Source organism: Bradyrhizobium sp. CAR08 (assembly GCF_052871955.1).
This window is the reverse complement of the sequence record NZ_JBIXJX010000002.1, coordinates 617,936-644,226: the sequence shown is the minus strand read 5'-3', so window position 1 is coordinate 644,226 and position 26,291 is coordinate 617,936. Positions and strand designations below refer to the sequence as shown.

Genomic DNA, 26,291 nt, shown 5'->3' with positions numbered 1-26,291 from the left:
CCCCACTTCGTCCCAAAGCACGGCCCCGGGCAACCTTACCCAAGTCCGCGCCCAAGCTCAAACCATTGCTGCCCAAATGGTGCGAGCGAGAAAATAGCCCCAGTCCATCAAGCCGAGCGGTGCGGCTCGATTGTGACGGAACCAAGAAAATTTGTCGCACTGCAGCACATCTTCGAGAGTGTTTAACGCCAAACATGCGAGCTTCGCGGTGACGAATACGGAATGAATCGTTACTGTTCTCCTCATGAGTATGGCCACCACCGATACGCCCAAACCCGAGACGAAGTTCGATGCGGAAGCCTTCGCGATGAATGTCGCGCGGGCGATGGAAAGCGGCGGCAAGGCGCTTGCCGCGTACCTGAAGCCGCGCGAGAGCGGCGAGGTGCAGGATCGTCCGCCGGCGGAGCTTACCGAGGTCATCAAGACCTTCACCGCCGTCGCCGAATACTGGCTGTCGGATACGTCGCGGGCCTCCGCACTCCAGACCAAGCTCGCCAAGGACTATCTTGACCTCTGGGGCTCGGCGGCGCGCCGCATGGCCGGTCAGGACGCACCGCCCGCGATCGCACCCTCGCCGCGCGACAAGCGCTTTGCCGATCCGGAATGGAAGTCGAACCAGTTCTTCGATTTCATGATGCAGCTCTATCTGCTCACGACCAAATTTGCGCAGGAGCTTGTGCGCGAAGCCGAGGGCCTCGATCCGCAGACCCGCCGCAAGGCCGAGTTCTACGTCCAGCAAGTCACCAACGCGATATCGCCCTCCAACTTCGTGCTGACCAATCCGGAAGTGCTGCGCGCGACGGTGGCCAGCAGCGGCGAAAATCTCGCGCGCGGCCTGAAGATGCTGGCCGAGGACATCGCCGCCGGCAAGGGCACGCTGAAGATCCGTCAGTCCGATCCGGACAATCTCGTCGTCGGCGTGAACATGGCGACGACGCCGGGCAAGGTGATCTACCAGAACGAGATGATGCAGCTGATCCAGTATGCGCCGGCGACGGAGAAGGTGCTGCGCACGCCGCTCCTGATCATCCCGCCCTGGATCAACAAATTCTACATCCTCGATCTCAAGCCGGAGAAATCCTACATCAAATGGTGCGTCGATCAGGGCATCACCGTGTTCGTGATCTCATGGGTTAATCCCGACAAACGCCTCGGAGCCAAGGGCTGGGAAGACTATATGAAGGAAGGCCCGCTCACGGCGATGGACGTGATCGAGAAGGTCACCGGCGAGATGAAGGTGCACACCGCCGGCTATTGCGTCGGCGGCACCATGCTCGCGACCACGCTGGCCTGGCTCGCCGAGAAGCGCCGCCAGCGCGTGGCATCCGCGACGTTCTTCGCGGCACAGGTCGACTTCACCCATGCCGGTGATTTGCTCGTGTTCGTCGACGAGGAGCAGATCGCATCCCTCGAGCAGGACATGAAGGCGGCGGGCGTGCTCGAAGGCTCGAAGATGGCGATGGCCTTCAACATGCTGCGCTCCAACGATTTGATCTGGTCCTATGTCGTCAGCAATTACCTCAAAGGCCAGCAGCCGAGCGCGTTCGACCTGCTGCACTGGAATTCGGACGCGACCCGCATGACCGCGTCGAACCATTCGTACTACCTGCGCAATTGCTACCTTGAGAACCGGCTCTCGACCGGCACGTTGGTGCTGGACAACACCTTGCTCGATCTCTCCAAGGTCATGGTGCCGATCTACAATCTCGCAACCCGCGAGGACCATATCGCGCCGGCTGAATCGGTGCTGTACGGCTCCCAGTTCTTCGGCGGCCCGGTGAAATACGTGCTGTCCGGCTCGGGCCACATCGCCGGCGTGGTCAATCCGCCCGCCTCGAACAAATACCAGTACTGGACCAACGACAACGTGAAGTCCGCCAACGTCGCCGAGTGGATGAAGGGCGCGGTCGAGCACAAGGGCTCGTGGTGGCCGGACTGGCGGCAATGGCTGGGCGCACTCGATCCCGAGGAAGTCCCGGCCCGCACGGTCGGCAGCGAGGCGTTTCCCCCGATCGAGGACGCGCCCGGCAGCTATGTCAGGGTTCGCGCATAGCAGAATCTTCCGCGCTTTCGTATAAGCTCCATGCCTGCAGCAGAAATTGATGAGGGGACCGGGTTATGACGCGTGAATTGTTCTGGCTGACACTGACGGTGGTCCTGACCGGAATCCTCTGGATTCCCTACACCATCAACCGCTGCCAGATTCGCGGGCTTGGTGGTGCGATGGCCAATCCCTCGCGCACCGACAAGCCGCAGTCGGAATGGGCGAACCGCCTGATGTTCGCGCATGACAACGCCGTCGAGAACCTCGTGCTGTTCGCGCCGCTGGTGCTGATCCTGAATGCGATCGACTACTCCTCGAAGTGGACGGTGCTTGCCTGCGCCGTCTATTTCTGGTCGCGCGTTGCGCATCTGATCGTCTATGCGATGGGTATTCCCGTCTTCCGCACCCTCGCCTTCACCGTCGGTTTTCTCGCCCAAGCCGTGCTGGCGCTCGCGATCTTCAAGGTGCTCTGATCGGCCCCGGTTGGGTTGGCGCCTGCAACGAACGGGTGAAATCTCGAAGGCCTATCGCGGCTGCCGGTGTTGCCGAATGACGACAGTGCGGAAAAAAGCAGCAATGCCCTCTTGGGCTGACACGATGGATCGCACATCCAGAGGTATATTTGCCCATCGCAATTGATTGATTCGGGGCAACATGAATTGGAAGATTGCATCCGCCGTCGGCGCGTTGTCGCTCGTTGCCGTCGCGACCCAGGCTAACGCCGCAGATCTCGCCGCCCGTCCCTACACCAAGGCGCCGCCGATGATCGCCGCGATCTATGATTGGAGCGGCTTCTACATCGGCGCCAACGGCGGATATGGCTCGTCACGCAATTGCTGGGACCAGACGGTTGGTTTCGCGACCGGCGTTGCGGAAGGCTGCCATGACGCGACGGGCGCCGTCGCCGGCGGCCAGATCGGTTATCGCTGGCAGAGCAGCGCCTTCGTATTCGGCCTCGAAGCGCAGGGCGACTGGGCGGACCTCTCCGGCCGGAACGCCAGCACCGTGCTCGGCGTCGCGAACCGCACCCGTGTCGATGCTTTCGGCCTGTTCACCGGCCAGATCGGCTACGCCTGGAACAGCGCACTGCTTTACGCGAAGGGCGGCGCCGCCGTCACCCGCAATCGCTACCGCGGCATCGGAACCGGCGGTCTGGCCGGAGCCGAGTTCGACGGTGCCGACGACACCCGCTGGGGCGGCACGGTCGGCGTCGGCATCGAATACGGCTTTGCGCCGAACTGGTCGGTCGGCCTCGAATACGACCATCTGTTCATGGGCCGGCGCGACGTTACCCTCACGGCAAACGGCGTGCTGGCACCCGTCGGCACGTTCTCACGTACCGACCGCATTGGCCAGGACGTCGACTTGATCACGGCCCGCATCAACTACAGGTTCGGCGGCCCGATCATCGCGAAGTACTGAGAAGCGCCCCTCGCGGCCGTCATGCCCGGGACAAGCCCGGTCATGACGAGCAGCGAATGTTGCTCCTACGCCTCCGGCAATCCCAGCATTAGTCGCATGTTCTGCACGGCCGCGCCGGACGCGCCCTTGCCGAGATTGTCGAGCCGCGCGACCAGCACCGCCTGATGGTACTTGTCGCTGGCGAAGACGTAGAGTTCGAGCGTGTTGGTCTCGTTGAGCCCTTCCGGCTCGAGCTTGCCACCCTTGGTCGTCTCGTTCTGCAGCGGCATCACCGAGACGTATTTCGAGCCGGCGTAACGCTTTGCCAGCGCGGCCTGGAGATCGGCGCCGCTGGGCTTGCCGGGCAGCGTGTCGAGCTGGAGCGGCACCGACACCAGCATGCCCTGCCGGTAGTTGCCGACCGACGGGATGAAGATCGGCCGCCGCGTCAGGTTCGAATAGAGCTGCATCTCCGGCAGATGCTTGTGCTCGAAGCCGAGGCCGTAGAGTTCGAAGGACGGCGCGCTGCCGTCCTCGAAACTCGCGATCATCGACTTGCCGCCGCCGGAATAGCCGCTCACCGCATTGATGGTGACGGGATAGTCGCGCGGCAGCAGGCCGGCATCGACGATCGGTCGCAGCAGCGCGATCGCGCCGGTCGGATAGCAGCCGGGATTGGACACCTTCTTCGCAGCCTTGATCTTGCCAGCCTGATCCGGCGTCAGTTCCGGAAAGCCATAGGCCCAGTCGGGCGCGACCCGGTACGCGGTCGAGGCATCCAGCACCTTCGGGCCCGACGGCCCCATGCTGTCGATGAGCGCAACCGTTTCCCTGGCAGCATCGTCGGGCAGACAGAGGATGACCAGATCAACCTTCTCCATCAGCGCCTTCTTGGCCGCGGGATCCTTGCGCTTGTCGTCGGCAATCGTCTTCACGACCACGTCGCTCTGCAGCTTCAGCCGCTCGTTGATGCCAAGCCCGGTGGTGCCGGAGCCGCCGTCGACGAAGACGGTGGCCGGCTTTGTCGCAGCGCCAGTGGTCGGTGCTTTCGTCGTTTCAGTGAGGCTCATGGCGCGCTCCTTTCGAGCATGTTGGTTTCGGATGCGAAGGCCTCCGGCCTTACGTCCTGCATCAGTTGCGCGATCTCCCTGGCGTCGGCATGGGCTTGCGCGCCAAGCGCATTGGCGATCGCCATATAATCGGCGTCGGACTTGTGCTGGTTGAGCTTGAAGCTGGCTTCGACCTCCTCAACCGTCATGACCAGACCCACGATCGCCTTCTTCATCGCCTCGAGCCGCCCGGCCGTCATCTTGCCCGACGTCCACGGCTTCTTCGGCAACAGCCAGTTCTCGAACTTGTTGCTGAGTGTATCGATTTGCACGGCCAGTTCACCATCCGACAACAACCGCACCGGCCCGGTCAGATGGACCGACTGGTACAGCCAGGTCGGCACCTGATCCGGCGAGACGTACCAGTCCGGCGACACGTAGGCATCGGGGCCGTTGACCGCGAGGAGCCAGGAGGTCGTCCCGTCCGCAAGCTTTAGCAGCGGATTGTGACGGGCGACATGAAACGCGGCCTGCGGCGTGCCGTCCGCGGCATAGGTCAAATAGAACGGCAGCGGCGAGGCGATCGGCTTGTGGCCGTCGAAGGCGCACATGGTGCCGAAGCCGCGCGTGTCGGCGAATTTCAGGCTCGCGGCGCGGTCCTGCTTGAAAAAGGGTGGCGTGTACATCGTAGTCTCCTGCTGGCCTCCTTGGTGGCCGCCGGATCAGATCGCACTGACAGGAGAGAGAATGCCGCGGATCGGATCCAGCGGCAAAGACGATGATCTCAAACGCGATCGACCGCCCAAACCGCTAAAGAGCGGCGGCGGCGACGGGCGAACAGGATGGTCGCGGCGTTGATCATGGCGCGGTGCTATAAGGCCAGTTGCGGTCGCCGTCAAGGTTCCGACGTCACACCACGCCCCAGATCCATTCCATGATCTTGGCGATCACATCTCCGAACAGCAGCAGCGCCGCCGACCAGATCAGTGCCGAGACGAAATTGGCGGCCTGGAAGCTCCAATAGGGCATCTCGAAAATGCCGGCTGCAAGCGGCACGGAGGCACGCAAGGGGCCGAAGAAGCGGCCGATGAAGATGCTCGGCACGCCCCAGCTGCGCACGAAGGCCTCGCCTCTGGGCAGGAGTTCCGGATAACGCGAGAGCGGCCACATCTGCGCGACCTGCTCCTTGTAGCGATAGCCGAACCAGTAAGAGACCCAGTCGCCCAGCGCCGCCCCGATGCCACCGGCGATCCAGACCGGATAGAAGCTGATGCCACTCGCGCCGATCAGCGCGCCGATAGCGACCAACGCGCCCCAGGCCGGGATCAGCAGCGAGATGAAGGCGAGCGACTCCCCGAAGGCGAGCACGAACACGATGGGAGCTGCCCACGTCTGGTGAGCGCGCACGAAATCGGCGAGCCCGTGCGCAAACTGCTCCATTCAAAAATAGCCTTTCCGTCCTGCCCGAAGGTGCTGCTCGATGAAAAGGACTGGTAAGCCAATGACTTGTGTGACATCAAGTCACAAAGCCAGGTCCAGCCGGACCGGACCGTCACATTGCCGGGAATTGATGGGATGCGGCGTAAAATCGCCGGGATTGGCTCCCAACCACACCGCCCGGCCCGCCCCGCGATAACCTTTCCAAGTCAGAAGTGGCATAGTCGGCCCAACCGATTCGCCGCTCATGCGGCCCTCAAAACGCATAAAGATATATGTCCAAGCAGTTGAAGCCCAAAGCAAAAGACGATTTTTTCGGCGGCGATGAGCCCAAGCCCCGCGCCGCCAAGGCCGCCCCGCGCGCGGGCGGTGCCGAGGCCGACTACACCGCAGCCGACATCGAGGTCCTCGAAGGTCTGGAACCGGTGCGCCGCCGGCCCGGCATGTATATCGGCGGCACCGACGAGAAGGCGCTGCATCACCTCTTCGCCGAAGTCATCGACAACTCGATGGACGAGGCGCTCGCGGGGCATGCGACCTTCATCGGAGTCGAATTGAGCGCGGACGGCTTTTTGACCGTCACGGACAACGGCCGCGGCATCCCGGTCGATCCGCATCCAAAATTCCCGAAGAAGTCGGCGCTCGAAGTCATCATGTGCACGCTGCACTCGGGCGGCAAGTTCGACTCCAAGGTCTACGAGACCTCGGGCGGCCTGCACGGCGTCGGCATCTCCGTGGTGAACGCCCTCTCCTCGCTGCTCGAGGTCGAGGTCGCGCGCAGCCAGAAACTCTATCGCATGACGTTCGAGCGCGGCCACCCAAAGGGCAAGCTCGAGGATCTCGGCAAGATCAACAACCGCCGCGGAACCCGCGTGCGCTTCCAGCCGGACACCGACATCTTCGGTGCCAAGGCAGCGTTCAAGCCGCAGCGCCTGTTCAAGATGACGCGTTCGAAGGCGTATCTGTTCGGCGGCGTCGAGATCCGCTGGAATTGCGCGCCCGAACTGCTTAAGGGCGTCGACGACGTGCCGGCGGAAGCGACGTTCCACTTCCCCGGTGGCCTCAAGGACTATCTGGCCGCCGCGATCCACGCCGACACGCTGGTGCATCCCGACATCTTCTCCGGCAAGTCGGGCCGCAACGGCGCGCATGGCGCCTGCGAATGGGCGGTGGCCTGGACCGCGGATGCCGACGGCTTCCTGTCTTCCTACACCAACACTGTGCCGACGCCCGACGGCGGCACGCACGAATCCGGGCTGCGCAGCGCGCTGCTGCGCGGCCTCAAGGACCACGCCGAACGCGTCGGCCAGGGCAAGCGCGCGTCGTCCATTACGTCAGAAGACGTGATGGTGGGTGCAGCCGTGATGCTCTCGGTGTTCGTGCGCGAGCCTGAATTCCAGGGCCAGACCAAGGACCGTCTCGCCAGCGCCGAAGCGCAGCGCATCGTCGAACAGGCGATGAAGGATCCGTTCGACCATTGGCTGTCGGGCAATCCGAACCAGGCCAACAGGCTGCTCGACTTCGTGGTCGACCGCGCCGAGGAGCGGCTGCGCCGCCGCCAGGAGAAGGAGACCGCGCGCAAGACCGCCGGCAAGAAGCTGCGCCTCCCCGGCAAGCTCGCCGATTGCAGCGATGCAGGGTTGGAAGGCTCAGAACTCTTCATCGTCGAGGGTGACTCGGCCGGCGGCAGCGCCAAGCAGGCGCGCGACCGCAAGACCCAGGCCGTGCTGCCGCTGCGCGGCAAGATCCTCAACGTCGCGTCCGCCGGCAAGGACAAGCTGACGGCGAATACGCAGCTCGCCGACCTCGTGCAGGCGATCGGCTGCGGGATGCTCGCGCAGTATCGGGAAGAGGATCTGCGCTATCAGCGCATCATCATCATGACCGACGCCGATGTCGACGGTGCCCACATCGCTTCACTGCTGATCACCTTCTTCTACCGGCAGATGCCGCGGCTGATCGACGAAGGCCATCTCTTCCTCGCCGTGCCTCCGCTCTACAAGCTGACCAACGGCACGAAGTCGGTCTACGCCCGCGATGACGCGCACAAGGCAGCGCTGATCAAGAGCGAGTTCAACGCCAACGCCAAGGTCGAGGTCAATCGCTTCAAAGGCCTCGGCGAAATGATGCCGGCGCAGCTCAAGGAAACCACCATGGATCCGGCAAAGCGGACCATGTTGAAAGTGGTTCTGCTCGCCGACGACCGCGACACCACGGCGGATTCGGTGGAGCGCCTGATGGGCACCAAGGCCGAAGCGCGCTTCGCGTTCATCTCGGACAAGGCCGAATTCGCCAACGACGACCTGCTGGACGTCTGATCCGCAGGCGCTGCCCGGTCGTATCCATCCAGAGCCCCGGCATGATGCCCGGGGCTCTTTTGTTTTTTGGGAGATGACAACCGCTCTTTCCCGCCAATCCCGCCAACGTCCGCCTCGATTTCGTTGATTCCCGGCCTCATCGCGCCGCGACTCGGCCAACGACTCACCGAGCCATGACTGATGCAGGACTGCCTCCATTTCGCACAAAGCCGGATTCGCTAACGAGAAGCTACCAAAACGCAAATCGCAAAATTCGACGTACTGCATTGATAATGCGTACTTATTTCACATTTCCACGACGGCACCCAGAATCCCTGCCGTGCGGCGTTTCCCGGCGACTGTGCCTGCTCTGCAACAGCATTTCGGAGAGAAGCAGGTATAGTCCGGGACAACAGATCACACGGACTTCAGTGCGCTCGCGCCTGCCAGACAGACCAAAGCTTGGGGATTTTTAAGATGAAGAAGATTTTGCTCGCACTGACCGCGGTTGCTGCCATGACCGCTTCGGCTTCGGCCGCTGACCTTGGCGCCCGTCCCTACGCGAAGGCCCCGATGGCGGCTCCCGTCGCCAACTGGACCGGCTTCTACATCTTCGGCGGCGCCGGCGGCGGCCTCTCGGCCTCTGACCAGCGCGTCCAGACCACGGTTGGCGCAGTTCCCCTGACGATCGATCAGCGCCAGGGTGGCTCGGGCTGGTTCGGCACCGTCGGTCTCGGCTACGACTGGCAGTTCAGTGGCACCTGGGTCGCCGGCGTGTTCGCTGACGGTCAGTTCGGCAGCATCCGTGCTACCATTCAAGATCCCCTGCTCGGCATCACCGGCAACCAGAAGCTGGAAGACTCCTGGGCCGCTGGTGTGCGCCTCGGCTGGCTGGTCGCTCCGAACGTTCTCTCCTACGTCAACGGCGGTTACTCCGGCGCCCACTTCGGCAGCACCAACTTCATGACCTTGGCTGGCGCTCCGGCCGGCGTTCACCTCAACGGCTACAACCGCAATGGCTGGTTCATCGGCGGCGGCGTTGAGAACAACCTGAACATCTTCGGCATCCAGTCGCCCGGCTGGTTCATGAAGACCGAGTACCGTTCGGCCTTCTACAATGCCAAGACCCAGGACATCCTGTTCGATGCCGGTAACCTCCCGGTCGGTCAGAGCATTCGCGCCAACAGCTGGAACCAGACGATCTCGACTTCGCTGGTTTACCGCTTCAACTGGACCGGTCCGGTCGTCGCGAAGTACTGATCCGAACGCAAGTTCAGACGTCAAAGCCCCGGCATCGTCCGGGGCTTTTTCGTTGTACGGTGCTTCAGCGGACCTTGCGTATGGACATGCATCCGCCCTGCGGCCTGCATCAGCGGCCATTGTATCCCGACCACGGCTACGGCTAGTCTCCCGGCAAGTTTTCGGGCCGCGGCAATCGTCATGTCGCGTCACGACAGAAGCAAACCGCCGGGGAGGAATGCATGCGCAGATTTCTGCTGATAGCAGGCCTGTTTGCCCTTGCCGTCGGGCTGCTCTGGATCGGACAGGGTACGGGCACCGTCGCGTGGCCGCGATCGAGCTTTATGGTCGACCAGCTGCAATGGGCCGGCTATGGCGCAGCCATGGCCGGCTTCGGGCTGGTGCTGATCTGGCAGAGCAACCAATAGAAGAACCAGGGAATAGCAGCATGACAACCAGTCGGTTCGATCTCCGCGGCAAGGTCGCGATTGTCACGGGAGGCAATGGCGGCATCGGGCTCGGAATGGCCCGTGGCCTCGCCGATGCCGGCGCCAACATCGCCGTGGTCGGGCGCAACGAAACCAAATCCGCCGCCGCCGTCGCTGATCTCAGCCAGCGCGGCGTGAAGGCGATCAGTGTTGCCACCGACGTCACCGACAAGGCGGCCATCGCCGCGATGATCGATCGCGTCGTCAGGGATTTCGGCCGCATCGACATCCTCATCAACAATGCCGGCATGAGCATCCGCAAGCCGCCGCACGAGCTCGAGCTCGACGAGTGGAACACGGTGATCAACACCAATCTCACCAGCGCCTTCCTGTGCTCGAAGCTGGCTTATCCGGCGCTGAAGGCGTCCGGCAACGGCAAGGTGATCAACATCGGCTCGATGATGTCGATCTTCGGCGCGAGCTTCGCAACGGCCTATGCGGCGAGCAAGGGCGGCATCGTTCAGTACACGCGCGCCTGCGCCAATGCGTGGGCGCCCGACAACATCCAGGTCAATGCCATCCTGCCGGGCTGGATCGACACCGACCTGACCCGCGGTGCGCGGCAGCAGGTATCGGGATTGCACGAGCGGGTGCTGGCACGCACGCCTGCGGGGCGGTGGGGCGACATCGACGACTTCGCCGGCATCACCGTGTTCCTCGCCTCATCCGCCTCCAACTTCGTCACCGGCACCGCGATCCCCGTCGATGGCGGGTTCTCGGTGATGGCGTAGGCCGCACCAATAAATCTGCACACAAAAAAGAAGCCCCGGACAATGCCGGGGCTTTTGAATTTGGGCAGTGATCGTCTTTTATGGCTGCTTGGTCGTTCGTTGACCCACTTAGTAGCGGGCGATGACCGGCGCGTCGAACTTGTAGCTGGCGCGCACGACGGCCCACTGCAGGTCGCGCGGCTTGGCATCGAAGCTGTAATTGCCGGAGGTGCCGCCGAGTTGATAGGTCTGGCTGGCGAAGGCTGCGTAGTTGTACTCGAGGCCGACGATCCAGTTGCGGGTGATGCCGTATTCCCAGCCGGCACCGACGGTCCAGCCGTTGGCCCAATGGGTCTGACCGCCGGAACCGGTGGCCGGACCGACCGTATCGGTGACCGACAGACGGTTGTTCACGCCGGCATAGCCGCCCTTGATGTAGAACAGGTTGTTCTGCACGGCGAAGCCCGCGCGACCGACGACGGTGGCAAGCACATTGGTGCGCCAGGAGAACACGTCGTCACCCGCGCCGAACGCGGTGTTCAAGAACGAGCCCTTGTTGTCGAGGCCCGAGATCGTGCCTTCCATACCGAACACGTAGTTGTTGGCCTGCCAATTGTAGCCGATCTGGGCGCCGCCCAGGATGCCGGAGTTGCGCTGACGGTAGCCCTGCCCCGGGGTCAGATCGCCAAACGGTGCGCCGGTCCCGTTGTTGATGAACTGCTCGTTGGTCCATGCACCGCCGATGTGGCCGCCGACATAGAAGCCGGTCCAGTTGAACATCGACTCCATATAGGCCGGCGCCTTTGTGTAGGGCCGAGCACCGAGATCGGCGGCGGAAGCGGCGCCGGTCGAAATCAGAGCGGTCGTGCAGGCGAAGGCGGCAATCAACTTGTTACGCATGGTACACCCCGTGTCCTTTGATGGGTGGCACGCTCACACGCAGGTCTTACTCAAATTTGAATCAAGACAGTTAAGACGTCGGATTGGCAAGCAGCGCGCCTTCAATCCGTTTGCGCTGTTGCACGCAGGCAACGCGTCGAGCGCGATTTAACGCCGCGTTATCCCTACCGGGCCCTTGCGCTACCGTGCCGGCGCAGCCTTCGACTGCACGTGCTCGGGCCGGACGCCAAGCGCGAGCAGGCGCGCCGGAATGCCCTGGAGCCACGGCAGCGCGGTGATGAGGCGCAGGACCAGCGGCACTTTCAGCGGCCGGTCGCCGCCCTGCAAGGCGCCGCTGATGATGTTGTTCTGCACGATCATCTGCATCCGCTGCGTCATCTTCACCGGGAATTCGCGGCGACGGCGCACGGCATCGAGTTCGTCCTCCGACGGGCAGCCGCGCTGCAGCTCGTCCGCCAGCAGGTTTGCGGTCGCGACCGCATCCTGGACGGCGAGATTGACGCCGACACCGCCGACCGGCGACATCGCATGTGCGGCGTCGCCGATCAGAAGCAGGCCCGGCCGCGTCCAGCGCGGCAGGCGGTTGATCGCGACGGTGAGCAGCTTGACATCATCGAAGTTCTTCACCTCGGCTATGCCGCTCTTCAGGACCGGCGCCATGCGAACGACGTCGTCGAGCAGCGCCTGCAATCCCCTCGCCTTCACCGCGTCGTATTGTCCCTTGGCGATGACATAGGCGCACTGCCAATAGTCGCCGCGGTCGAAGGTGATCATCATCTTGCCGGGCTCGACGCGCGCGAACAGGTTCTCGGTCTCGTTCGCCTTGCGTCCGACGCGGAACCACAGCACGTCCATTGGCGCGCCGATCTCCTCGACCTCGAGGCCGGAATGCTGGCGCACGGTCGAATGCCGGCCGTCACATGCGATGGTGAGATCAGCTTCGATGTCCACGATACCGTCAGGCGTATTCGCCCGCACGCCGGCGATGGTCTCGCCGCGGCGGATCAGATCGACGGCCTCCGTGTTCATCATCACCTGCAGCGAGGCGAAGCGCTGGCCGGCCTCGCGCAGGAAATTCAGGAAATCCCATTGCGGCATGAAGGCGATGAAGGGGTACTTGGTGCGGAGGCGGCTGAGATCGGCGATGCGAACGGGGGTACTGCCGAACAGGCCGTCCAGCTTTTGCAAGCGCTGATGCGGCAGCTTCAGGAATCCGTCGATCAGGCCGAGCTCGTCCATCACCTGGAGCGTCGAAGGATGCACGGTGTCGCCGCGGAAGTCGCGGAAGAAATCCGCATGCTTCTCCAGCACCACGACATCGATGCCGGCGCGCCCGAGGAGATAGCCGAGCATCATGCCCGCCGGTCCGCCGCCGACGATGCAACACCGCACCTTCAGCGAGGAGCCCTGGGGACGCTGCAACGTATCGGGTTTCACGGTCGGGTCCTCCTTCACGAGCCAAGCATTCTGTGCAGTGCAGCAAGCAAGATTCATTTGCTGCGGTTGTGAATGGCCGTTAGCCTTGCCTCCAATTCCGACTCATTCGGGAAATTGCAGTGCAGACAATCCTCATACTGCTCGGCGTCTGGATCCTGATCAACGTGCTTTTCGTCTTGATCATGATCGCACCGCGCAGGCCGCCGCTTGCGCCGGTGCGCATCGAACAGAACGGTTATCCGTACGAGGAGTAGGTCAAGCTCCTGCCGCGCCAAGTCATCATCTCGATCGCGATGGGCGCTTTCTTCCCGCTGACCCCGTCCTTGATCGAGGCCCTCAAACGCTTCATCCGGAAGCGCCGCGAATAGCTACGCGGCCTGCTCGACACCTCAGTTGTTGCCGCGGTTCGCGCTGCGGAAGCTCTTGATCTCCGACACGCTGCCGTCACGATAGGTCAGCTCCACCGAGATGAACTGCGTTGCAGGCGCGAGCTTCATGGAGAGCGGCGTGCCGGCGCTGATCGCACTGGGATCGCGCATGTCGCAGCCCGGCATCTTCAACACCTGGTTCGGAACGGCGGTGTCGATGCCGATGCGCACCTCGCGGATGGCGCAGCGGTAGGACACGAGGTGCGTGTAGTAGACCAGCAGCCCGTTGAACTCGCGGAATGAGAGCCAGCTCGTCGCGGTCATGTCCAGGATCTTGCGTTGGTCACGGATCAGCGCGGCTTCGGGATCGAACCTGATCGGGAACGGCCCCTGCATGTCACCGGATTGGTCGACATAGCGGACCTCGATAGTGCCGGCCTGCGCGTCCGGCGGCAATTCGATCGACGGGTTCGGCATCCTCTTGCGCGTGCGCGGGTCGAGCGTATCGATGAAGCCGGTTTCGCGGAAGTCGCCGTTGCCGGCCATGCGCCAGGAAACGCCGAGGGTCGGATCGGGAAATGAGAACACCACGCTCCAGCCGCCATTGTGACGCGAGAAGCTCGCGATCGGCGCGTTGGTGGTCTCCTCCTTCGGCACGCGCGGCACCGACACCGGTGGCAGCGCCGCGAGCTTCTGCGCCGGCGGATCGGCCGGGCGCGCGGCGGCATCCTTGGCGATGCCGCTGAGGAAGACGTCATCGACCATCTGATCGAAATAGACCGGCACCTGCCTGTGCTTGACAGTGTCGGCCATCTCGCTCACGAGACGGCGCGTACGCTGCGCCACTTGCACCAGGTTCTCGCCGGGCTGGAGCAGTTCCTTGGCGAAGGTGCGCGTGAATACCGAATTGGGATTGGCATCGTCATTGGAGAGGCGGTCGAGCGCGGTCTGGCGCGGGCCCGCCGAGAAGACCGAGAACACGCCTTCGGGCAGCTGCACCATCGGGGCAAGCCCGCCGCCACCGGAGACGGCGCGGGTACCCTTGCGCTCGAACGGGTTGTTGCGGCAGGCGTCGAACACCAGGATCGAGGTCCGCGCCTTCTTGTTCTGGAGGCGCTCGACGATGCGATCGGCCAGGATGGAGGCGTCACGCACCAGTTCTTCCTGCCCTTCCGTGGCCGCGGGCACGTCCGTCGGCAGCAGATAGTTCTGGCCTGCGATCTCGAAGCCGTGGCCGGCATAGAAGAAGAACGCGGTGTCGCCGGGCTCGATCGTCCGATCGAACGCGAGCAGCGTCTCCGAAAATTGCTGCCGGCTCTGGTTTTCGGCGAGCATCACGGAGAATCCGAGCTGCTTCAGCGTATCGCCCATGGTGCGGGCGTCGTTGACCGCCTTGAGCAGCTTCGGAACGTTCCTGTAGTCGTTGTTGCCGACGACGAGCGCAACGCGCTTCTCGGCACAGGCGGGAAGCGCGAAACCGCTGAGGCCGGCCGCAAGGCCAAGCGCTGCCAGTACTCTGAGAAGCCGACGCGTCATCGAAAATCCCTCAAGAACGGCCCACGCCGGTTCCCTCGAACAGCGGTTCATGGGAACCGCGCCGTTGATGTGATAGTCGGCCCAGCCACATCGCTGGTTCAACCGCCCTGAGGACTCAGGTCTGTTGTCCAGCCTATGGTAGATGCCACCGGAATTTGCTTTTTCTCGGTCAATTCTTGTGGGCAATTCGGCTGGAAGCGAGGGGCCGCCGTGTATCGCTGGTGCACCGACGAGGTCGAGCCGCACGACCGCTTCGACTTTTGGCGCGAGGTGCGCGCCAAGGGCCTGTTCGGCGTCACCGTCGAACTCGAGCCCGAACGCCGCGCGAACTTCTTCGGCGAATTCTCGCTGCGCCGGCTTGGCGGAGCCGGCCTCGTCGAGCTGAAGGCCTCCCATTACACGGTCGAGCGCAGCGTGACCGACATCGCTCACGCGCCGGGCGACAGCCTCTGCGTCTATCAGCAGCTCGGCAGCGGCGCGTGGTTCGGCGGCATGCGCGGCAGCGACTTCACGATCGCCAATGGCAGCTTCGCCACCACCCATACCGACCAGACCTATCGCGCCACGCCGCTGGGCACGGGCGGCTTCCACCTGCGGATCCTGAAGATTCCCGTGAGCGGCCTCTCCATGCAGGACAAGCGCATGCGCGAGCTTGCGCCCCGGACGTTCGACGATCCCGGCTTGAAGCCCCTGCTCGACGCCTGCTTCGCCGATCTCGGTACGGTTGCCGCGGGTGATGACGGCGCCGCCGATGCCGCTTCGCTCGTCGAGGCTTTAGCCCATCTGGCGCTGATCGAGCGCGGCATGCTGCGGGCCGGCAGCCGCCGCGGGCAGGCCGCGCTGCGGACCGCCCGGCTCTCGCAGGCACGGCGCCTGATCGCGCGGCACCTGCAAGACCCAAATCTGGCGCCGGCCATGGTGGCCGACCTGCTCGGTGTCTCCGTGCGTCACCTGCACATGCTGTTCGAAAGCGCGGCAAGGAGCTTTTCGCAAACCGTGACGGACGAACGCCTGAACCAGAGCCGCCGCCTGATGCGCGAAGCCCCGGACCGGTTGATTGCCGACATCGCGACCTCCTGCGGCTTCGAGAGCGTCGCGACCTATTACCGGGTCTTCAACGCCGCCTACGGGATCGCGCCCGGCGACTTCCGCGCGCAGGGGCCGGAGGGGCGCTAGCCGACGTTTGGGCGGAAAACCGCAGCCGCTCCCACTATTTGGGCGAAAACCTCAGGTTTTTTAGGGCCTTCCCGCGCCCGCTCCATTGACTTTGGCCGATTCCCCCCTATGTTCCGTGGCGACGCGGCTCAGATCGAAGAGCGATTCCTGAGCTTGGCGCTTTGTTCGCGTGAGTCAGCACCCCCAGCTTCTTTGAGAGCGCGCCGTTTTGGGGTGGAACGCGACAGCCTTATTACCCTCGATTCCGAACGGCGGTTTCGACCAGAGGCTCAATGTCTTTTACCCATCTCGGACTATCCGAAAAAGTCCTCGCTGCAGTGGCGGCCACCGGTTACACCACCCCCACCCCCATTCAGGAACAGGCAATCCCTCACGTCCTCGCTCGCAAGGACGTGCTCGGCATCGCCCAGACCGGCACCGGCAAGACCGCGGCCTTCGTGCTGCCGATGCTCACCATCCTCGAAAAGGGTCGCGCCCGGGCGCGCATGCCGCGCACCCTGATCCTTGAGCCGACCCGCGAACTCGCGGCGCAGGTGAAGGAAAACTTCGACCGCTACGGCGCGGGCCAGAAACTCAACGTCGCCCTCCTGATCGGCGGCGTTTCCTTCGGCGACCAGGATGCCAAGCTGACGCGCGGCGTCGACGTGCTGATCGCCACTCCCGGCCGCCTGCTCGACCACACGGAGCGCGGCGGCCTGCTGCTCACCGGCGTCGAGCTGCTCGTCATCGACGAAGCCGACCGCATGCTGGACATGGGCTTCATTCCCGACATCGAGCGCGTCTGCAAGCTCGTCCCGTTCACGCGGCAGACCCTGTTCTTCACCGCGACTATGCCGCCGGAGATCCGGCGCATCACCGAAACCTTCCTGCACAATCCGCAGAAGATCGAGGTATCGAAGCCCGCCACCACCGCTGTCACCGTTACGCAGTGTCAGGTCCCGGCCGGGCGCGAGGCGCACGAGAAGCGCGAGCTGCTTCGCCGATTGCTGCGCGAGGCCAAGGATCTCCAGAACGCGATCATCTTCTGCAATCGCAAGCGCGAGGTCGCCGTCGTTCACAAATCGCTGCAAAAGCACGGCTTCAGCGTCGGCGCGCTGCACGGCGACATGGACCAGTCGGCCCGCACGGCGGCACTCGAGCAGTTCCGCAAGGGCGAGCTGCCCCTGCTGGTCGCATCCGACGTCGCCGCCCGCGGCCTCGACATCCCCGAGGTCAGCCACGTCTTCAATTTCGACGTTCCCCACCATCCCGACGATTATGTCCACCGCGTCGGCCGCACCGGTCGCGCAGGCCGGTCCGGCATGGCGATCTCGCTCGTCACGCCGCTCGACCAGAAATCGATGGTGGCGATCGAGAAGCTGATCGGCCAGAGCATTCCACGCGCGGAGGGCGATTTCGAAGTCCGCACCGATGCTTCCGACGCGAGCGAGCGTCCGCGCGAGCAGCGCGGCCGTGAACGGTCACGCGGCGGACGCGGCAAGCCGCAGCGCGGCCGCGATCGTGAGCGCAGCCACGAGCCGCGCGAACCGCGTGGCGAGGCACAGCCTTCGACCGAAGCAAGGCCCGCTTCCGAAGCAAGGCCCGCGCGCGAGGCAAGGCCTCCGCGTGAAGCAAGACCTTCGCGTGAAGCCAGGCCGCCGCGCGAAGCCAAGCCATCATCCGAGCCGCGTGACGGTGCGCGCCAGCAGGCCAATCCGTCGCATGTGCCGTCGATCGGCCGTCCCGAGCCGCGCCGCCAACGCGAAGCCGACAGCGAGCCGGGTGACCACTCGCATCTGCCGGCATTTCTGCTGCGTCCGGTTCGCTCCCCCGCCGGCGCCTGAAGCACGATGCGCGCCCGGCTTTGGTTGAAACCAAGCCGGCGCGCACTTTTTCGGATGCATTCGTGGACGTATATTTACGGGGCGTTCACGATCGTCCGTTAGCCTACGAACATAATTTAAGTATTGCTGCGGTCGTCGGCACGCCGATCGCTGTGGGGTATGTTCCGTGGTCAAGGTGCTCGACGAACACGAACGCACGATGGCGTTCGCCCAGGTAGCGCTCGGTCAGATCCGATCGCTACGGCAGACGGCAATTCCCCGCAATTACGAGATCTGGTACGTCTACGCCACCGGCTACAACGCCCCGCTCAACAAGATCATCAACGAGACGCTGGCGCGAAGCGGCAAGCTGACCGAAGCCGATCTCGATCACATCTACGAGACCTACCTCTCCCACATCAAGACCACCGAGCGCATCGACAAGGTCGGCGCGCGCGTCATCGGCGAGATCGACGACGTCATAAAGGTTCTCGGCGACGCGCTCGCGATGACCGGCTCCTACGATGCGAGCCTGTCGGACGCGACCAAAAAGCTGTCATCGGCCGAAAGCCGCGAGCAGATCAAGTCGATCGTCGAGACGCTGCTGCATTCGACCAGCGAGATGCGCGAGACCAACAAGGCGCTGGAAGACCGGCTGACGCTCTCGAGGAGCGAGATCAGCAACCTCCAGCAGAGCCTGGAGGCGATCCGCGCCGAGAGCCTGACCGATCCGCTGACGGGGCTCGGCAACCGCAAATATTTCGATCGCATGATCGACATGGCCGTGCAAGGCGCGCTCGCCTCCGGCGAGCCGCTGTCGCTGCTGCTGGTCGACATCGATCATTTCAAGTCGTTCAACGATTCCTACGGCCATCTCACCGGCGACCAGGTGCTGCGGCTGGTCGGCCTGTCGCTGAAGCAGACCATCAAGGGCCAGGACATCACCGCCCGCTATGGCGGCGAGGAATTCGCGGTCGTGCTGCCCAACACCGCGCTGCGCCAGGCCCTCACGGTGGCCGATCACATCCGCCGCGCGGTGATGGCGAAGGAACTAAAGAAGAAGTCCACCGGCGAAATCCTTGGCCGGGTCACCATCTCCGTCGGCGTCTCCATGCTCAAGCAGGGTGACGACACCGATGCGCTGATCGAACGCGCGGATGCCTGCCTCTACGCCGCCAAACGCAACGGCCGCAACCGCGTGATCTGCGAGGCCGATCCGGAATTCACGGTCGAGACCCATAACCGGGTGGCGTGACGCCGAAGCCGCGCACCGCCAGCGCTTGACATTCTGACCCGACGAACGACATCTCCCTCGCCGTCTTGAGGCGTCCGACTGCGAAGATCCGGAGGACTTGTCGTCTTGCCCAATCCGCATGATTTTCACTCACCGCAACCGTCCTACACCAGGGACGAGCTGCTGAGATCGAGCGAGGGCGGCTATTTCGGGCCGGGCAATGCGCAATTGCCAGCGCCGCCGATGCTGATGATGGACCGCATCACGGAGATCAGCCTGGATGGCGGAGAGTTCGGCAAGGGCCATATCGTCGGCGAGCTCGACATCGCGCCGGGCCATTGGTTCTTCGATTGCCACTATCACGGCGATGCCACGATGCCAGCGTCTCTGGGTTTGGATGCCATGTGGCAGATGGTCGGCTACTGGCTGGGATGGTCGGGCTCGCCGGGCAAGGGCCGCGCCATCGGCGTCGGCGAAGTCGCGTGCACGGGCGAGGTCACACCGAACGCGCAACGCGTGCGCTACGAGGTCTCCATGAGGATGGTCCGGCGCGGCAAGCTGGTGCTCGGAATTGCCGACGGTCGCGTGCTGGCCGACGGCGTCTGCGTCTTCACCGCCAGGGACATGCGGGTTGGTCTGACCAAGGCCGTGGAGTGAAGTCCCATCGGGTGGGCAAAGGCGCTCAGCGCCATGCCCATCATCTCCCACACCAGCACCTCAGCGGAGGGCACGCTTCGCTTTGCCCGCCCTGCGCATTGTTTTCTTCTTGGTCGGCCGCTTCGTTGCAACGGGCTTCTTCGCAACCTTCTTCGCCGCCTTCTTCACCTTGGGCGGCTTCTTCACCTTGGCGCGCTGGGCAGCAGCAAGCGCGGCCCTCGCCCATTGCGCGAGTTCCGCGGAATCGTCGAACAGGCGGGCCGGCAGCTCCCAATAGGAGTTCACCACCACGGTCTTGGCGCGGGTCGAGTATTGGAACGGCTTCGAGCCTTCCGCCTCAAAATCCGGGATGGTCATCTCGTCAGCGCGAAAAAACAGGCCGGCGCGCAAGGCCAGCGCGAAGTTGACGCCGTCGGCGGAGATGCCGTAGCCGGAGAACATTTTCCGGATGGCGACGGGGCCGAAATCGGCGAACAGGTCGATCAGAAATTCGCGGTCCATGGCTGAACTATTTCCGCACGGTCGTCCTGGCGAAAGCCAGGACCCATTCCACGGGAGGGAGTTTAGCGAAGACTGCCAGTCGTGCCAGCGTCGGTATTGGCACCGACGATCACCGCGAGATCACTCGGTATGGATCCTGGCCTTCGCCAGGACGACAGCGGAGTGATTTGCGAGAAACGGACTACCCGTCGATCTGCGCCGGACGCAGCTCGACCGACTCGCCACAGCCGCAGGCGGAGATCTGGTTGGGGTTATTGAAAACGAACTGGGCCTGCATCTTGTCGGCCTTGTAGTCCATCTCGGTGCCGAGCAGGAACAGCACGGCCTTGGGATCGACCAGGATCTTGACGCCCTTGTCCTCGACGACCTCGTCGGTCGGCCGGACATCATGGGCGTATTCGACGGTGTAGGACTGTCCGGCACAGCCGCCGTTCTTGACGCCGACGCGCAGGCCAACGATCTCGGAATCGGCCCGCTGGGTCAGCTCGCTGATGCGCTGGGCGGCAGCGTCCGTCAGCCGCATGACCTGCGGGCGGGGCCGCCTCGGCTTTGGAGTGGATGCTGGTGTCGAGCCCGACGATATCTGTGTCATGTCAATGATGTGGTCCGTTGCCGAGCGAATTCAATGCCAAGGATCTAACAAGGATCTAAAGCCGAGGTTACGCGTCACCACATGTTGAGCACGAGGCGGGCCTCGTCGCTCATGCGTTCCGGCGTCCAGGCCGGCTCCCAGACCACCTTGACGTCGACCACGCCGACGCCGGGGACGCTGGCGACCGCGTTCTCGACCATGGTCGGCAGCTCGCCGGCGGCCGGGCAATTCGGTGTCGTCAGCGTCATTTGCACATCGACGGAACGATCGTCCTTGATCTCGACCTTGTAGATCAGGCCGAGCTCGTAGATATCAGCCGGGATTTCCGGGTCGAACACGGTCTTGAGCCCGGCGATGATCTCGGTGGTGAGACGCTCGGTCTCCTCAGGCGGCAGCGCCGACTGGGTTTCCATCGGATTGGCTTTGATTTCGGCCGTGTCACTCATGCGAACAAATCCCGCGCCTTCAACAGCGCCTGTGCCAGATGATCGACTTCTTCCCGCGTATTATACATGCCGAACGACGCCCGGCACGTGGCTGTGACGTTGAACCGCTCTAAAAGCGGCATCACGCAATGGGTGCCGGCGCGCACCGCGATGCCCTGGCGGTCGATCACGGTGGCGACGTCGTGGGCGTGCGCGCCCTTGAGTTCGAAGGAGATCACCGGGCCCTTGCCCCGCGCCGTGCCGATCAGCCGCAGCGAGTTGATCTCGCGCAGCTTATCCTGGGCGTAGGTGACGAGATCGTGCTCGTGCGCGGCGATGCGCTCCTTGCCGATCGAATTGACGTAGTCGATCGCGGCGCCGAGCCCGACGGCCTCGACGATCGCCGGCGTGCCGGCCTCGAATTTGTGCGGGGGATCGCCGTAGGTGACGATGTCGCGCGAGACCTCGCGGATCATTTCGCCGCCGCCGTTATAGGGGCGCATCGCGACCAGGTGGTCGTACTTGGCCCAGAGCACGCCGATGCCGGTCGGCCCGTAGACCTTGTGGCCGGTGAAGACATAGAAGTCGCAGCCGAGGTCCTGGACGTCGACTGGGATATGCACCGCGCCCTGGCTGCCGTCGACCAGCACGGGAATGCCGCGGGCGTGGGCGATCTTCACAACGTCCTTGACCGGGACGATGGTGCCAAGCGCGTTCGACATCTGCGTGATCGCGACCAGCTTGGTCTTCGACGTCAGCAGCTTTTCGAATTCGTCGATGAGGAAATTGCCCTCGTCGTCGACCGGCGCCCATTTGATCACGGCACCATGGCGTTCCCTGAGGAAATGCCAGGGCACGATGTTGGAGTGGTGCTCCATGATCGAAATGACGATCTCGTCGCCTGCTTTGATGTTCGGCTCGCCCCAGGACGAGGCGACGAGGTTGATCGCCTCGGTCGCGTTGCGGGTGAAGATCACTTCCTCGGTCCGCGGCGCGTTGATGAACTGCGCCACCTTGGTGCGGCCGCCCTCATAGGCTTCGGTCGCGGCGTTGGCGAGATAATGCAGGCCGCGGTGCACGTTGGCATATTCGGAGGTGTAGGCCTGCGTCATGCGATCGAGCACGGCGCTCGGCTTCTGCGCAGATGCGGCGTTGTCGAGATAGACCAGCGGCTTGCCGTAGATCTGCGTGGCCAGCGCCGGAAAATCCTGGCGCACGCGCGCAACGTCGTAGGCGCCGTTCTTGACTGCTGGATGCGTGCTCATTGGCGCCGCTCCAGCCAGCGCTCGGCAATGCCGATCACGTGCTCGCGCAGATCATCGTCGGCGATCTGCTCGATCGCCTCGCCGACGAAGGCCTGGATCAGCAGCGCCTGGGCCTGCTTCTCCGGCAGGCCGCGCGCCTTCAGATAGAACAGCAGACTGTCGTCCAGCGCACCGGCGGTGGCGCCGTGACCGCAGGAGACGTCGTCCGCAAAGATCTCGAGCTCGGGCTTGTTGTCGGCTTCCGCCTCATCCGAGAGCAGCAGCGCGCGGATCATCATCTTGCCGTCGGTCTTCTGCGCATCGGGACGAACGATGATGCGGCCCTGGAACACCGAATGGGCGCGATCGTCGATCACGGCGCGGAAAACTTCTCGGCTGACGCAGTTCGGCACGGCATGGTCGACCACCAGCGTGGTGTCGCCATGTTCGGTCTTCTGCAACAGGTTCACGCCGTTGACGGAGAGCTCGCTGCCCTCGCCTGCCAGCGTGATGAAGCCCTGCAGGCGGCTGACTGCCGCGCCGGTCGTCATGTTGAAGAAGTTCAGCTTTGTATTCGCGCCGACCGTGACGAACTGCGAGGTGATGTTCACAGCATCCGGCGAATCGTCCATCAGACGGATATGCGCGATGTCGGCATTATCGCCAACCGAGAGGATGACGGCATCGTTGACCTGGTAAGCCTTGGCGCCGGCCGCGACAAAGCTCTCGATGATCGTGGCACGAGCGCCCTTCCCGACCGCAACCTGCGAGCGGGTGAAAGCCGACGCGGAAGATGCAACCGCGATGTGAATGATCTGGATCGGCGCGGACAGCTGCGTGCCATCGGCGATATGAAGCACGACACCGTCGGTCGCCATCGCGGCGTTCAGCGCGATCACCGCATCGGTGGCCGCGGTCTTTAACAGACCGGAATCCTTCTCCAGCGTCTCCCGCAATGTCTTAAAGCCCGCCTCGGAGGCCAGCGCCTTGACGTCGGAGAGATCGGGAGCGAACACGCCGTCGACCAGCACCAGCTTGCGGGCGCCCGTGATCGCATGCGCTTTCACCGCGTCCGCGGCGCGCTTCAACGCAGTCGCATCGGGCGCAGCCGCGAGCGGCAGTACCTCGCCGACCAGCGCGCGCAGATCGGTGTACTTCCACTCCTCGATCCGGCGGTGCGGCAGGCCGAGACGCTCATAGGTCTCGAACGCCTCGCGGCGTACCGCGATCACGGAAGGCGAACCCGGCAGCCGGCCTTCGGCGCTGGCGAAGAGATCGCTCACCGCGCGGCCGTTTCCGGTCTTTGCCACAGCAACGTTCATCTCAAAATTCCTTACGCGGCGTCCTCGAACTGGGCGTAGCCGGACGCTTCCAGCTCCAGCGCCAGTTCCTTGCCGCCGCTCTTCACGACACGGCCTTTTGACATCACGTGCACGACGTCAGGCACGATGTAGTTCAGCAGCCGCTGATAATGGGTGATGACGACCATCGCGCGCTTGGGCGAATGCAGCGCGTTGACGCCGTCGGCCGCAATCCGCAGCGCGTCGATGTCGAGGCCGGAATCCATCTCGTCGAGGATGCACAGGCTCGGCTCGAACAGCGCCATCTGCAGTACCTCGTTGCGCTTCTTCTCGCCGCCGGAGAAGCCGACATTGACACCGCGCTTGAGCATGTCCTGCGGGATGTTCAGCGACTTCGAGACTTCGCGGACTTTCTTCAAAAAGTCGGGCGTCGAATATTCGCCCTCGCCGCGCGCCTTGCGCTGCGCGTTCAGCGCGGTGCGCAGGAAATTCATGGTGGAGACGCCGGGGATCTCGACCGGATACTGGAACGCCAGGAACACGCCCTTGGCGGCCCGTTCGTTGGGCGCCATCGCGAGCAGGTCTTCGCCCTTGAACAGGATCTCGCCGTCGGTGACCTCGTAACCAGGCTTGCCGGCGATGACGTGGGACAGCGTCGATTTGCCGGAGCCGTTCGGCCCCATGATCGCGTGGATCTCGCCCTCGTTCACGGTCAGCGTCAACCCATGGAGGATCTCACGCTCCTCGACACGAACCTTGAGGTCTTTCACTTCAAGCAAAGCCATCTTGGTGTCCAGTTTATTCAAATGATGCATAGGGCGCGCGACGCGCGCCGCGAGGGCCGGCGCTAGCCGACCGATCCTTCAAGCGAGATCGAGATCAGCTTCTGCGCTTCCACCGCGAATTCCATCGGCAGTTGCTGCAGCACGTCCTTGACGAAGCCGTTGACGACGAGGCCGACCGCCTCCTCCTGCGTGAGGCCGCGCTGGATGCAGTAGAACAGCACGTCCTCGGAGATCTTGGACGTGGTGGCCTCGTGCTCGAACGTCGCCGACGAGTTCTTGGCTTCGATGTAGGGCACGGTGTGCGCGCCGCATTTGTCGCCGATCAACAGCGAATCGCAGGCGGTGAAGTTGCGCGCGCCGGTCGCCTTGCGATGCGCGGTAACGAGCCCGCGATAGGTGTTCTGCGACTTGCCGGCTGCGATTCCCTTGGAGATGATGCGGCTCGACGTATTCTTGCCGAGATGGATCATCTTGGTGCCGCTGTCGACCTGCTGATAGCCATTCGAGATCGCGATCGAGTAGAATTCACCACGCGAATTGTCGCCGCGCAGGATGCAGCTCGGATACTTCCAGGTGATCGCCGAACCAGTCTCGACCTGGGTCCAGGAGATCTTGGAATTGTTGCCGCGGCAGTCACCACGCTTGGTGACGAAATTGTAGATGCCGCCCTTGCCTTCCGAATTGCCGGGATACCAGTTCTGCACCGTCGAATATTTGATCTCGGCGTCGTCGTGCGTGACGAGCTCGACCACGGCCGCGTGCAGCTGGTTCTCGTCGCGCTGCGGCGCGGTGCAGCCCTCGAGATAGGAGACGTAGGAGCCCTTGTCGGCAATGATCAGCGTGCGCTCGAACTGTCCAGTGTTGCGTTCGTTGATACGGAAGTAGGTGGACAGTTCCATCGGGCAGCGCACGCCCGGCGGCACGTAAACGAACGAGCCGTCCGAGAACACCGCCGAGTTCAGCGTTGCGTAGAAATTGTCCGACGTCGGCACCACGGATCCCAGATATTTCTGCACCAGCTCTGGATGCTCGCGGATCGCTTCCGAGATCGGCATGAAGATCACGCCGGCCTTCTTCAGCTCTGCCTGGAAGGTGGTCGCAACCGAGACTGAATCGAAGACAGCGTCGACCGCGATCTTGCGCCTGTTGGGATCCTGCTCGCCGGGCTTGGGCTCGACGCCTTCGAGCATGGCGACTTCCCGCAAGGGGATGCCGAGCTTTTCGTAGGTCTTGAGGATCTCCGGATCGATCTCGTCGAGCGAGTTGATCGTCTTCTTCGGCTTCGGGGCCGAATAATAATAAAGGTCCTGGAAGTCGATCTTGGGATAGTCGACGCGCGCCCAGGTCGGTTCGGTCATGGTCAGCCAGCGCCGATAGGCCTCGAGCCGCCACTGGAGCATCCAGGCGGGTTCGTTTTTCTTCTCGGAGATGAACTTGACGGTCTCTTCCGACAGCCCCTTGGGGGCCTTGTCGGACTCGATCAGGGTCTCAAACCCATAACGATACTGATCGACGTCGATGCGCTTCACGCGCTCGACCGTCTCTTGCACGGCTGGCATTCTATCCTCCGCTCGCGGTTTCAAGGACCGCGGTGGATCATCAAACTCGGACGACTATTACGATGTTTCTTGGCGGGACGCACGCGCTTAGAACCGTTCAAGGCGTGTT

The 26,291-nt window shown here is 63.5% G+C and carries 25 protein-coding genes; 12 read left to right on the top strand and 13 right to left on the bottom strand.

The features are described 5' to 3' along the window. Window positions 1–244 precede the first annotated feature (244 nt). The 3 genes from ACIPUD_RS06840 to ACIPUD_RS06830 all read left to right on the top strand — a co-directional run bounded on the left by ACIPUD_RS06840 (window position 245) and on the right by ACIPUD_RS06830 (window position 3,466). Entirely contained in the window at window positions 245–2,053 is a 1,809-nt protein-coding gene (locus ACIPUD_RS06840) for a PHA/PHB synthase family protein (protein WP_446480294.1), read from the top strand. 65 nt (window positions 2,054–2,118) lie between these two features. Beyond that, window positions 2,119–2,517 carry an MAPEG family protein gene (locus tag ACIPUD_RS06835; RefSeq protein WP_018454432.1) on the top strand — a complete coding sequence of 133 codons (399 nt, stop codon included), beginning with the start codon at window positions 2,119–2,121 and terminating at the stop codon, window positions 2,515–2,517. A gap of 181 nt (window positions 2,518–2,698) precedes the next feature. Then, window positions 2,699–3,466, top strand: a complete 768-nt coding sequence (locus ACIPUD_RS06830) for an outer membrane protein (protein WP_446480293.1) — start codon at window positions 2,699–2,701, stop codon at window positions 3,464–3,466. 65 nt (window positions 3,467–3,531) lie between these two features. Here ACIPUD_RS06830 and argC read toward each other — a convergent pair whose 3' ends face one another. The 3 genes from argC to ACIPUD_RS06815 all read right to left on the bottom strand — a co-directional run bounded on the left by argC (window position 3,532) and on the right by ACIPUD_RS06815 (window position 5,934). Beyond that, window positions 3,532–4,515, bottom strand: coding sequence for an N-acetyl-gamma-glutamyl-phosphate reductase (gene argC / locus ACIPUD_RS06825; RefSeq protein WP_018454434.1), 984 nt, complete (start codon window positions 4,513–4,515; stop codon window positions 3,532–3,534). Continuing rightward, window positions 4,512–5,180 (bottom strand): FMN-binding negative transcriptional regulator, encoded by a 669-nt coding sequence (locus ACIPUD_RS06820; RefSeq protein WP_085353489.1) that lies wholly within the window; start codon window positions 5,178–5,180, stop codon window positions 4,512–4,514. The genes argC and ACIPUD_RS06820 overlap by 4 nt, the downstream gene beginning before the upstream one ends. A gap of 223 nt (window positions 5,181–5,403) precedes the next feature. After that, window positions 5,404–5,934, bottom strand: a complete 531-nt coding sequence (locus ACIPUD_RS06815) for a DedA family protein (RefSeq protein WP_018454436.1) — start codon at window positions 5,932–5,934, stop codon at window positions 5,404–5,406. A gap of 272 nt (window positions 5,935–6,206) precedes the next feature. Between ACIPUD_RS06815 and parE the strand changes: the two genes are divergently transcribed. From parE to ACIPUD_RS06795, 4 genes are all read left to right on the top strand, one after another. Next, window positions 6,207–8,249, top strand: a complete 2,043-nt coding sequence (parE, locus tag ACIPUD_RS06810) for a DNA topoisomerase IV subunit B (RefSeq protein WP_446480292.1) — start codon at window positions 6,207–6,209, stop codon at window positions 8,247–8,249. 456 nt (window positions 8,250–8,705) lie between these two features. Further along, window positions 8,706–9,488: an outer membrane protein gene (locus ACIPUD_RS06805; RefSeq protein ID WP_018454438.1), complete on the top strand. Its 783-nt coding sequence runs from the start codon at window positions 8,706–8,708 to the stop codon at window positions 9,486–9,488. A 221-nt stretch (window positions 9,489–9,709) separates the two neighbouring features. Continuing rightward, window positions 9,710–9,895, top strand: coding sequence for a hypothetical protein (locus tag ACIPUD_RS06800; RefSeq protein WP_446480291.1), 186 nt, complete (start codon window positions 9,710–9,712; stop codon window positions 9,893–9,895). A gap of 20 nt (window positions 9,896–9,915) precedes the next feature. Further along, window positions 9,916–10,686, top strand: a complete 771-nt coding sequence (locus tag ACIPUD_RS06795; RefSeq protein WP_018454440.1) for an SDR family NAD(P)-dependent oxidoreductase — start codon at window positions 9,916–9,918, stop codon at window positions 10,684–10,686. A gap of 108 nt (window positions 10,687–10,794) precedes the next feature. On the opposite strand, the gene ACIPUD_RS06790 is transcribed toward ACIPUD_RS06795, so the two are convergent. Beyond that, complete coding sequence (locus ACIPUD_RS06790) at window positions 10,795–11,565, bottom strand: outer membrane protein (protein WP_204511099.1); 771 nt, start codon at window positions 11,563–11,565, stop codon at window positions 10,795–10,797. 180 nt (window positions 11,566–11,745) lie between these two features. Further along, the gene (locus tag ACIPUD_RS06785; protein WP_446480290.1) at window positions 11,746–13,002 is read right to left on the bottom strand and encodes an FAD-dependent oxidoreductase; all 1,257 of its coding nucleotides are present in this window, start codon (window positions 13,000–13,002) and stop codon (window positions 11,746–11,748) included. 119 nt (window positions 13,003–13,121) lie between these two features. On the opposite strand from ACIPUD_RS06785, the gene ACIPUD_RS06780 reads away from it, so the two are divergent. After that, window positions 13,122–13,256, top strand: coding sequence for a hypothetical protein (locus tag ACIPUD_RS06780; protein WP_007591544.1), 135 nt, complete (start codon window positions 13,122–13,124; stop codon window positions 13,254–13,256). A 135-nt stretch (window positions 13,257–13,391) separates the two neighbouring features. Here ACIPUD_RS06780 and ACIPUD_RS06775 read toward each other — a convergent pair whose 3' ends face one another. Next, entirely contained in the window at window positions 13,392–14,906 is a 1,515-nt protein-coding gene (locus tag ACIPUD_RS06775) for a caspase family protein (RefSeq protein WP_368508071.1), read from the bottom strand. A 210-nt stretch (window positions 14,907–15,116) separates the two neighbouring features. Here ACIPUD_RS06775 and ACIPUD_RS06770 point away from each other — a divergent pair, with 210 nt between their 5' ends. The 4 genes from ACIPUD_RS06770 to fabA all read left to right on the top strand — a co-directional run bounded on the left by ACIPUD_RS06770 (window position 15,117) and on the right by fabA (window position 19,775). After that, on the top strand, window positions 15,117–16,082 hold the full coding sequence (locus ACIPUD_RS06770; protein WP_446480289.1) for a helix-turn-helix transcriptional regulator: 966 nt from the start codon (window positions 15,117–15,119) through the stop codon (window positions 16,080–16,082). 272 nt (window positions 16,083–16,354) lie between these two features. Then, window positions 16,355–17,905 (top strand): DEAD/DEAH box helicase, encoded by a 1,551-nt coding sequence (locus ACIPUD_RS06765; RefSeq protein ID WP_247338031.1) that lies wholly within the window; start codon window positions 16,355–16,357, stop codon window positions 17,903–17,905. A gap of 166 nt (window positions 17,906–18,071) precedes the next feature. Then, the gene (locus tag ACIPUD_RS06760) at window positions 18,072–19,139 is read left to right on the top strand and encodes a GGDEF domain-containing protein (protein WP_446480288.1); all 1,068 of its coding nucleotides are present in this window, start codon (window positions 18,072–18,074) and stop codon (window positions 19,137–19,139) included. A 105-nt stretch (window positions 19,140–19,244) separates the two neighbouring features. Next, complete coding sequence (gene fabA, locus ACIPUD_RS06755; RefSeq protein ID WP_085353496.1) at window positions 19,245–19,775, top strand: bifunctional 3-hydroxydecanoyl-ACP dehydratase/trans-2-decenoyl-ACP isomerase; 531 nt, start codon at window positions 19,245–19,247, stop codon at window positions 19,773–19,775. Window positions 19,776–19,835: 60 nt separating this feature from the next. Here fabA and ACIPUD_RS06750 read toward each other — a convergent pair whose 3' ends face one another. The 7 genes from ACIPUD_RS06750 to sufB form a co-directional block, all read right to left on the bottom strand. Beyond that, window positions 19,836–20,276, bottom strand: coding sequence for a TfoX/Sxy family protein (locus ACIPUD_RS06750; RefSeq protein ID WP_204511095.1), 441 nt, complete (start codon window positions 20,274–20,276; stop codon window positions 19,836–19,838). Between the two features lie 181 nt (window positions 20,277–20,457). Continuing rightward, the gene (locus ACIPUD_RS06745) at window positions 20,458–20,868 is read right to left on the bottom strand and encodes a HesB/IscA family protein (protein WP_007609828.1); all 411 of its coding nucleotides are present in this window, start codon (window positions 20,866–20,868) and stop codon (window positions 20,458–20,460) included. A gap of 74 nt (window positions 20,869–20,942) precedes the next feature. Next, the gene (locus tag ACIPUD_RS06740; protein ID WP_007591551.1) at window positions 20,943–21,314 is read right to left on the bottom strand and encodes an SUF system Fe-S cluster assembly protein; all 372 of its coding nucleotides are present in this window, start codon (window positions 21,312–21,314) and stop codon (window positions 20,943–20,945) included. Beyond that, a complete protein-coding gene (locus ACIPUD_RS06735) occupies window positions 21,311–22,558 on the bottom strand; it encodes a cysteine desulfurase (RefSeq protein WP_446480287.1) in 1,248 nt (415 codons plus the stop codon). The genes ACIPUD_RS06740 and ACIPUD_RS06735 overlap by 4 nt, the downstream gene beginning before the upstream one ends. Beyond that, complete coding sequence (gene sufD, locus ACIPUD_RS06730) at window positions 22,555–23,859, bottom strand: Fe-S cluster assembly protein SufD (RefSeq protein WP_247368548.1); 1,305 nt, start codon at window positions 23,857–23,859, stop codon at window positions 22,555–22,557. Before sufD ends, ACIPUD_RS06735 begins: the two co-directional genes overlap by 4 nt. An 11-nt stretch (window positions 23,860–23,870) precedes the next feature. Beyond that, complete coding sequence (gene sufC, locus ACIPUD_RS06725) at window positions 23,871–24,623, bottom strand: Fe-S cluster assembly ATPase SufC (protein ID WP_007609807.1); 753 nt, start codon at window positions 24,621–24,623, stop codon at window positions 23,871–23,873. Window positions 24,624–24,685: 62 nt separating this feature from the next. Further along, window positions 24,686–26,182 carry a Fe-S cluster assembly protein SufB gene (sufB, locus tag ACIPUD_RS06720; protein ID WP_377790697.1) on the bottom strand — a complete coding sequence of 499 codons (1,497 nt, stop codon included), beginning with the start codon at window positions 26,180–26,182 and terminating at the stop codon, window positions 24,686–24,688. Window positions 26,183–26,291 lie beyond the last annotated feature (109 nt).

What these genes read in the sequence shown, in the direction of transcription:
- ACIPUD_RS06840 (WP_446480294.1), top strand. Translation starts at nt 245, where the DNA reads ATGAGTATGGCCACCACCGATACGCCCAAACCCGAGACGAAGTTCGAT.
- ACIPUD_RS06835 (WP_018454432.1), top strand. Translation starts at nt 2,119, where the DNA reads ATGACGCGTGAATTGTTCTGGCTGACACTGACGGTGGTCCTGACCGGA.
- ACIPUD_RS06830 (WP_446480293.1), top strand. Translation starts at nt 2,699, where the DNA reads ATGAATTGGAAGATTGCATCCGCCGTCGGCGCGTTGTCGCTCGTTGCC.
- argC (WP_018454434.1), bottom strand. Translation starts at nt 4,515, where the DNA reads ATGAGCCTCACTGAAACGACGAAAGCACCGACCACTGGCGCTGCGACA.
- ACIPUD_RS06820 (WP_085353489.1), bottom strand. Translation starts at nt 5,180, where the DNA reads ATGTACACGCCACCCTTTTTCAAGCAGGACCGCGCCGCGAGCCTGAAA.
- ACIPUD_RS06815 (WP_018454436.1), bottom strand. Translation starts at nt 5,934, where the DNA reads ATGGAGCAGTTTGCGCACGGGCTCGCCGATTTCGTGCGCGCTCACCAG.
- parE (WP_446480292.1), top strand. Translation starts at nt 6,207, where the DNA reads ATGTCCAAGCAGTTGAAGCCCAAAGCAAAAGACGATTTTTTCGGCGGC.
- ACIPUD_RS06805 (WP_018454438.1), top strand. Translation starts at nt 8,706, where the DNA reads ATGAAGAAGATTTTGCTCGCACTGACCGCGGTTGCTGCCATGACCGCT.
- ACIPUD_RS06800 (WP_446480291.1), top strand. Translation starts at nt 9,710, where the DNA reads ATGCGCAGATTTCTGCTGATAGCAGGCCTGTTTGCCCTTGCCGTCGGG.
- ACIPUD_RS06795 (WP_018454440.1), top strand. Translation starts at nt 9,916, where the DNA reads ATGACAACCAGTCGGTTCGATCTCCGCGGCAAGGTCGCGATTGTCACG.
- ACIPUD_RS06790 (WP_204511099.1), bottom strand. Translation starts at nt 11,565, where the DNA reads ATGCGTAACAAGTTGATTGCCGCCTTCGCCTGCACGACCGCTCTGATT.
- ACIPUD_RS06775 (WP_368508071.1), bottom strand. Translation starts at nt 14,906, where the DNA reads ATGACGCGTCGGCTTCTCAGAGTACTGGCAGCGCTTGGCCTTGCGGCC.
- ACIPUD_RS06765 (WP_247338031.1), top strand. Translation starts at nt 16,355, where the DNA reads ATGTCTTTTACCCATCTCGGACTATCCGAAAAAGTCCTCGCTGCAGTG.
- ACIPUD_RS06750 (WP_204511095.1), bottom strand. Translation starts at nt 20,276, where the DNA reads ATGGACCGCGAATTTCTGATCGACCTGTTCGCCGATTTCGGCCCCGTC.
- ACIPUD_RS06745 (WP_007609828.1), bottom strand. Translation starts at nt 20,868, where the DNA reads ATGACACAGATATCGTCGGGCTCGACACCAGCATCCACTCCAAAGCCG.
- ACIPUD_RS06740 (WP_007591551.1), bottom strand. Translation starts at nt 21,314, where the DNA reads ATGAGTGACACGGCCGAAATCAAAGCCAATCCGATGGAAACCCAGTCG.
- ACIPUD_RS06735 (WP_446480287.1), bottom strand. Translation starts at nt 22,558, where the DNA reads ATGAGCACGCATCCAGCAGTCAAGAACGGCGCCTACGACGTTGCGCGC.
- sufD (WP_247368548.1), bottom strand. Translation starts at nt 23,859, where the DNA reads ATGAACGTTGCTGTGGCAAAGACCGGAAACGGCCGCGCGGTGAGCGAT.
- sufC (WP_007609807.1), bottom strand. Translation starts at nt 24,623, where the DNA reads ATGGCTTTGCTTGAAGTGAAAGACCTCAAGGTTCGTGTCGAGGAGCGT.
- sufB (WP_377790697.1), bottom strand. Translation starts at nt 26,182, where the DNA reads ATGCCAGCCGTGCAAGAGACGGTCGAGCGCGTGAAGCGCATCGACGTC.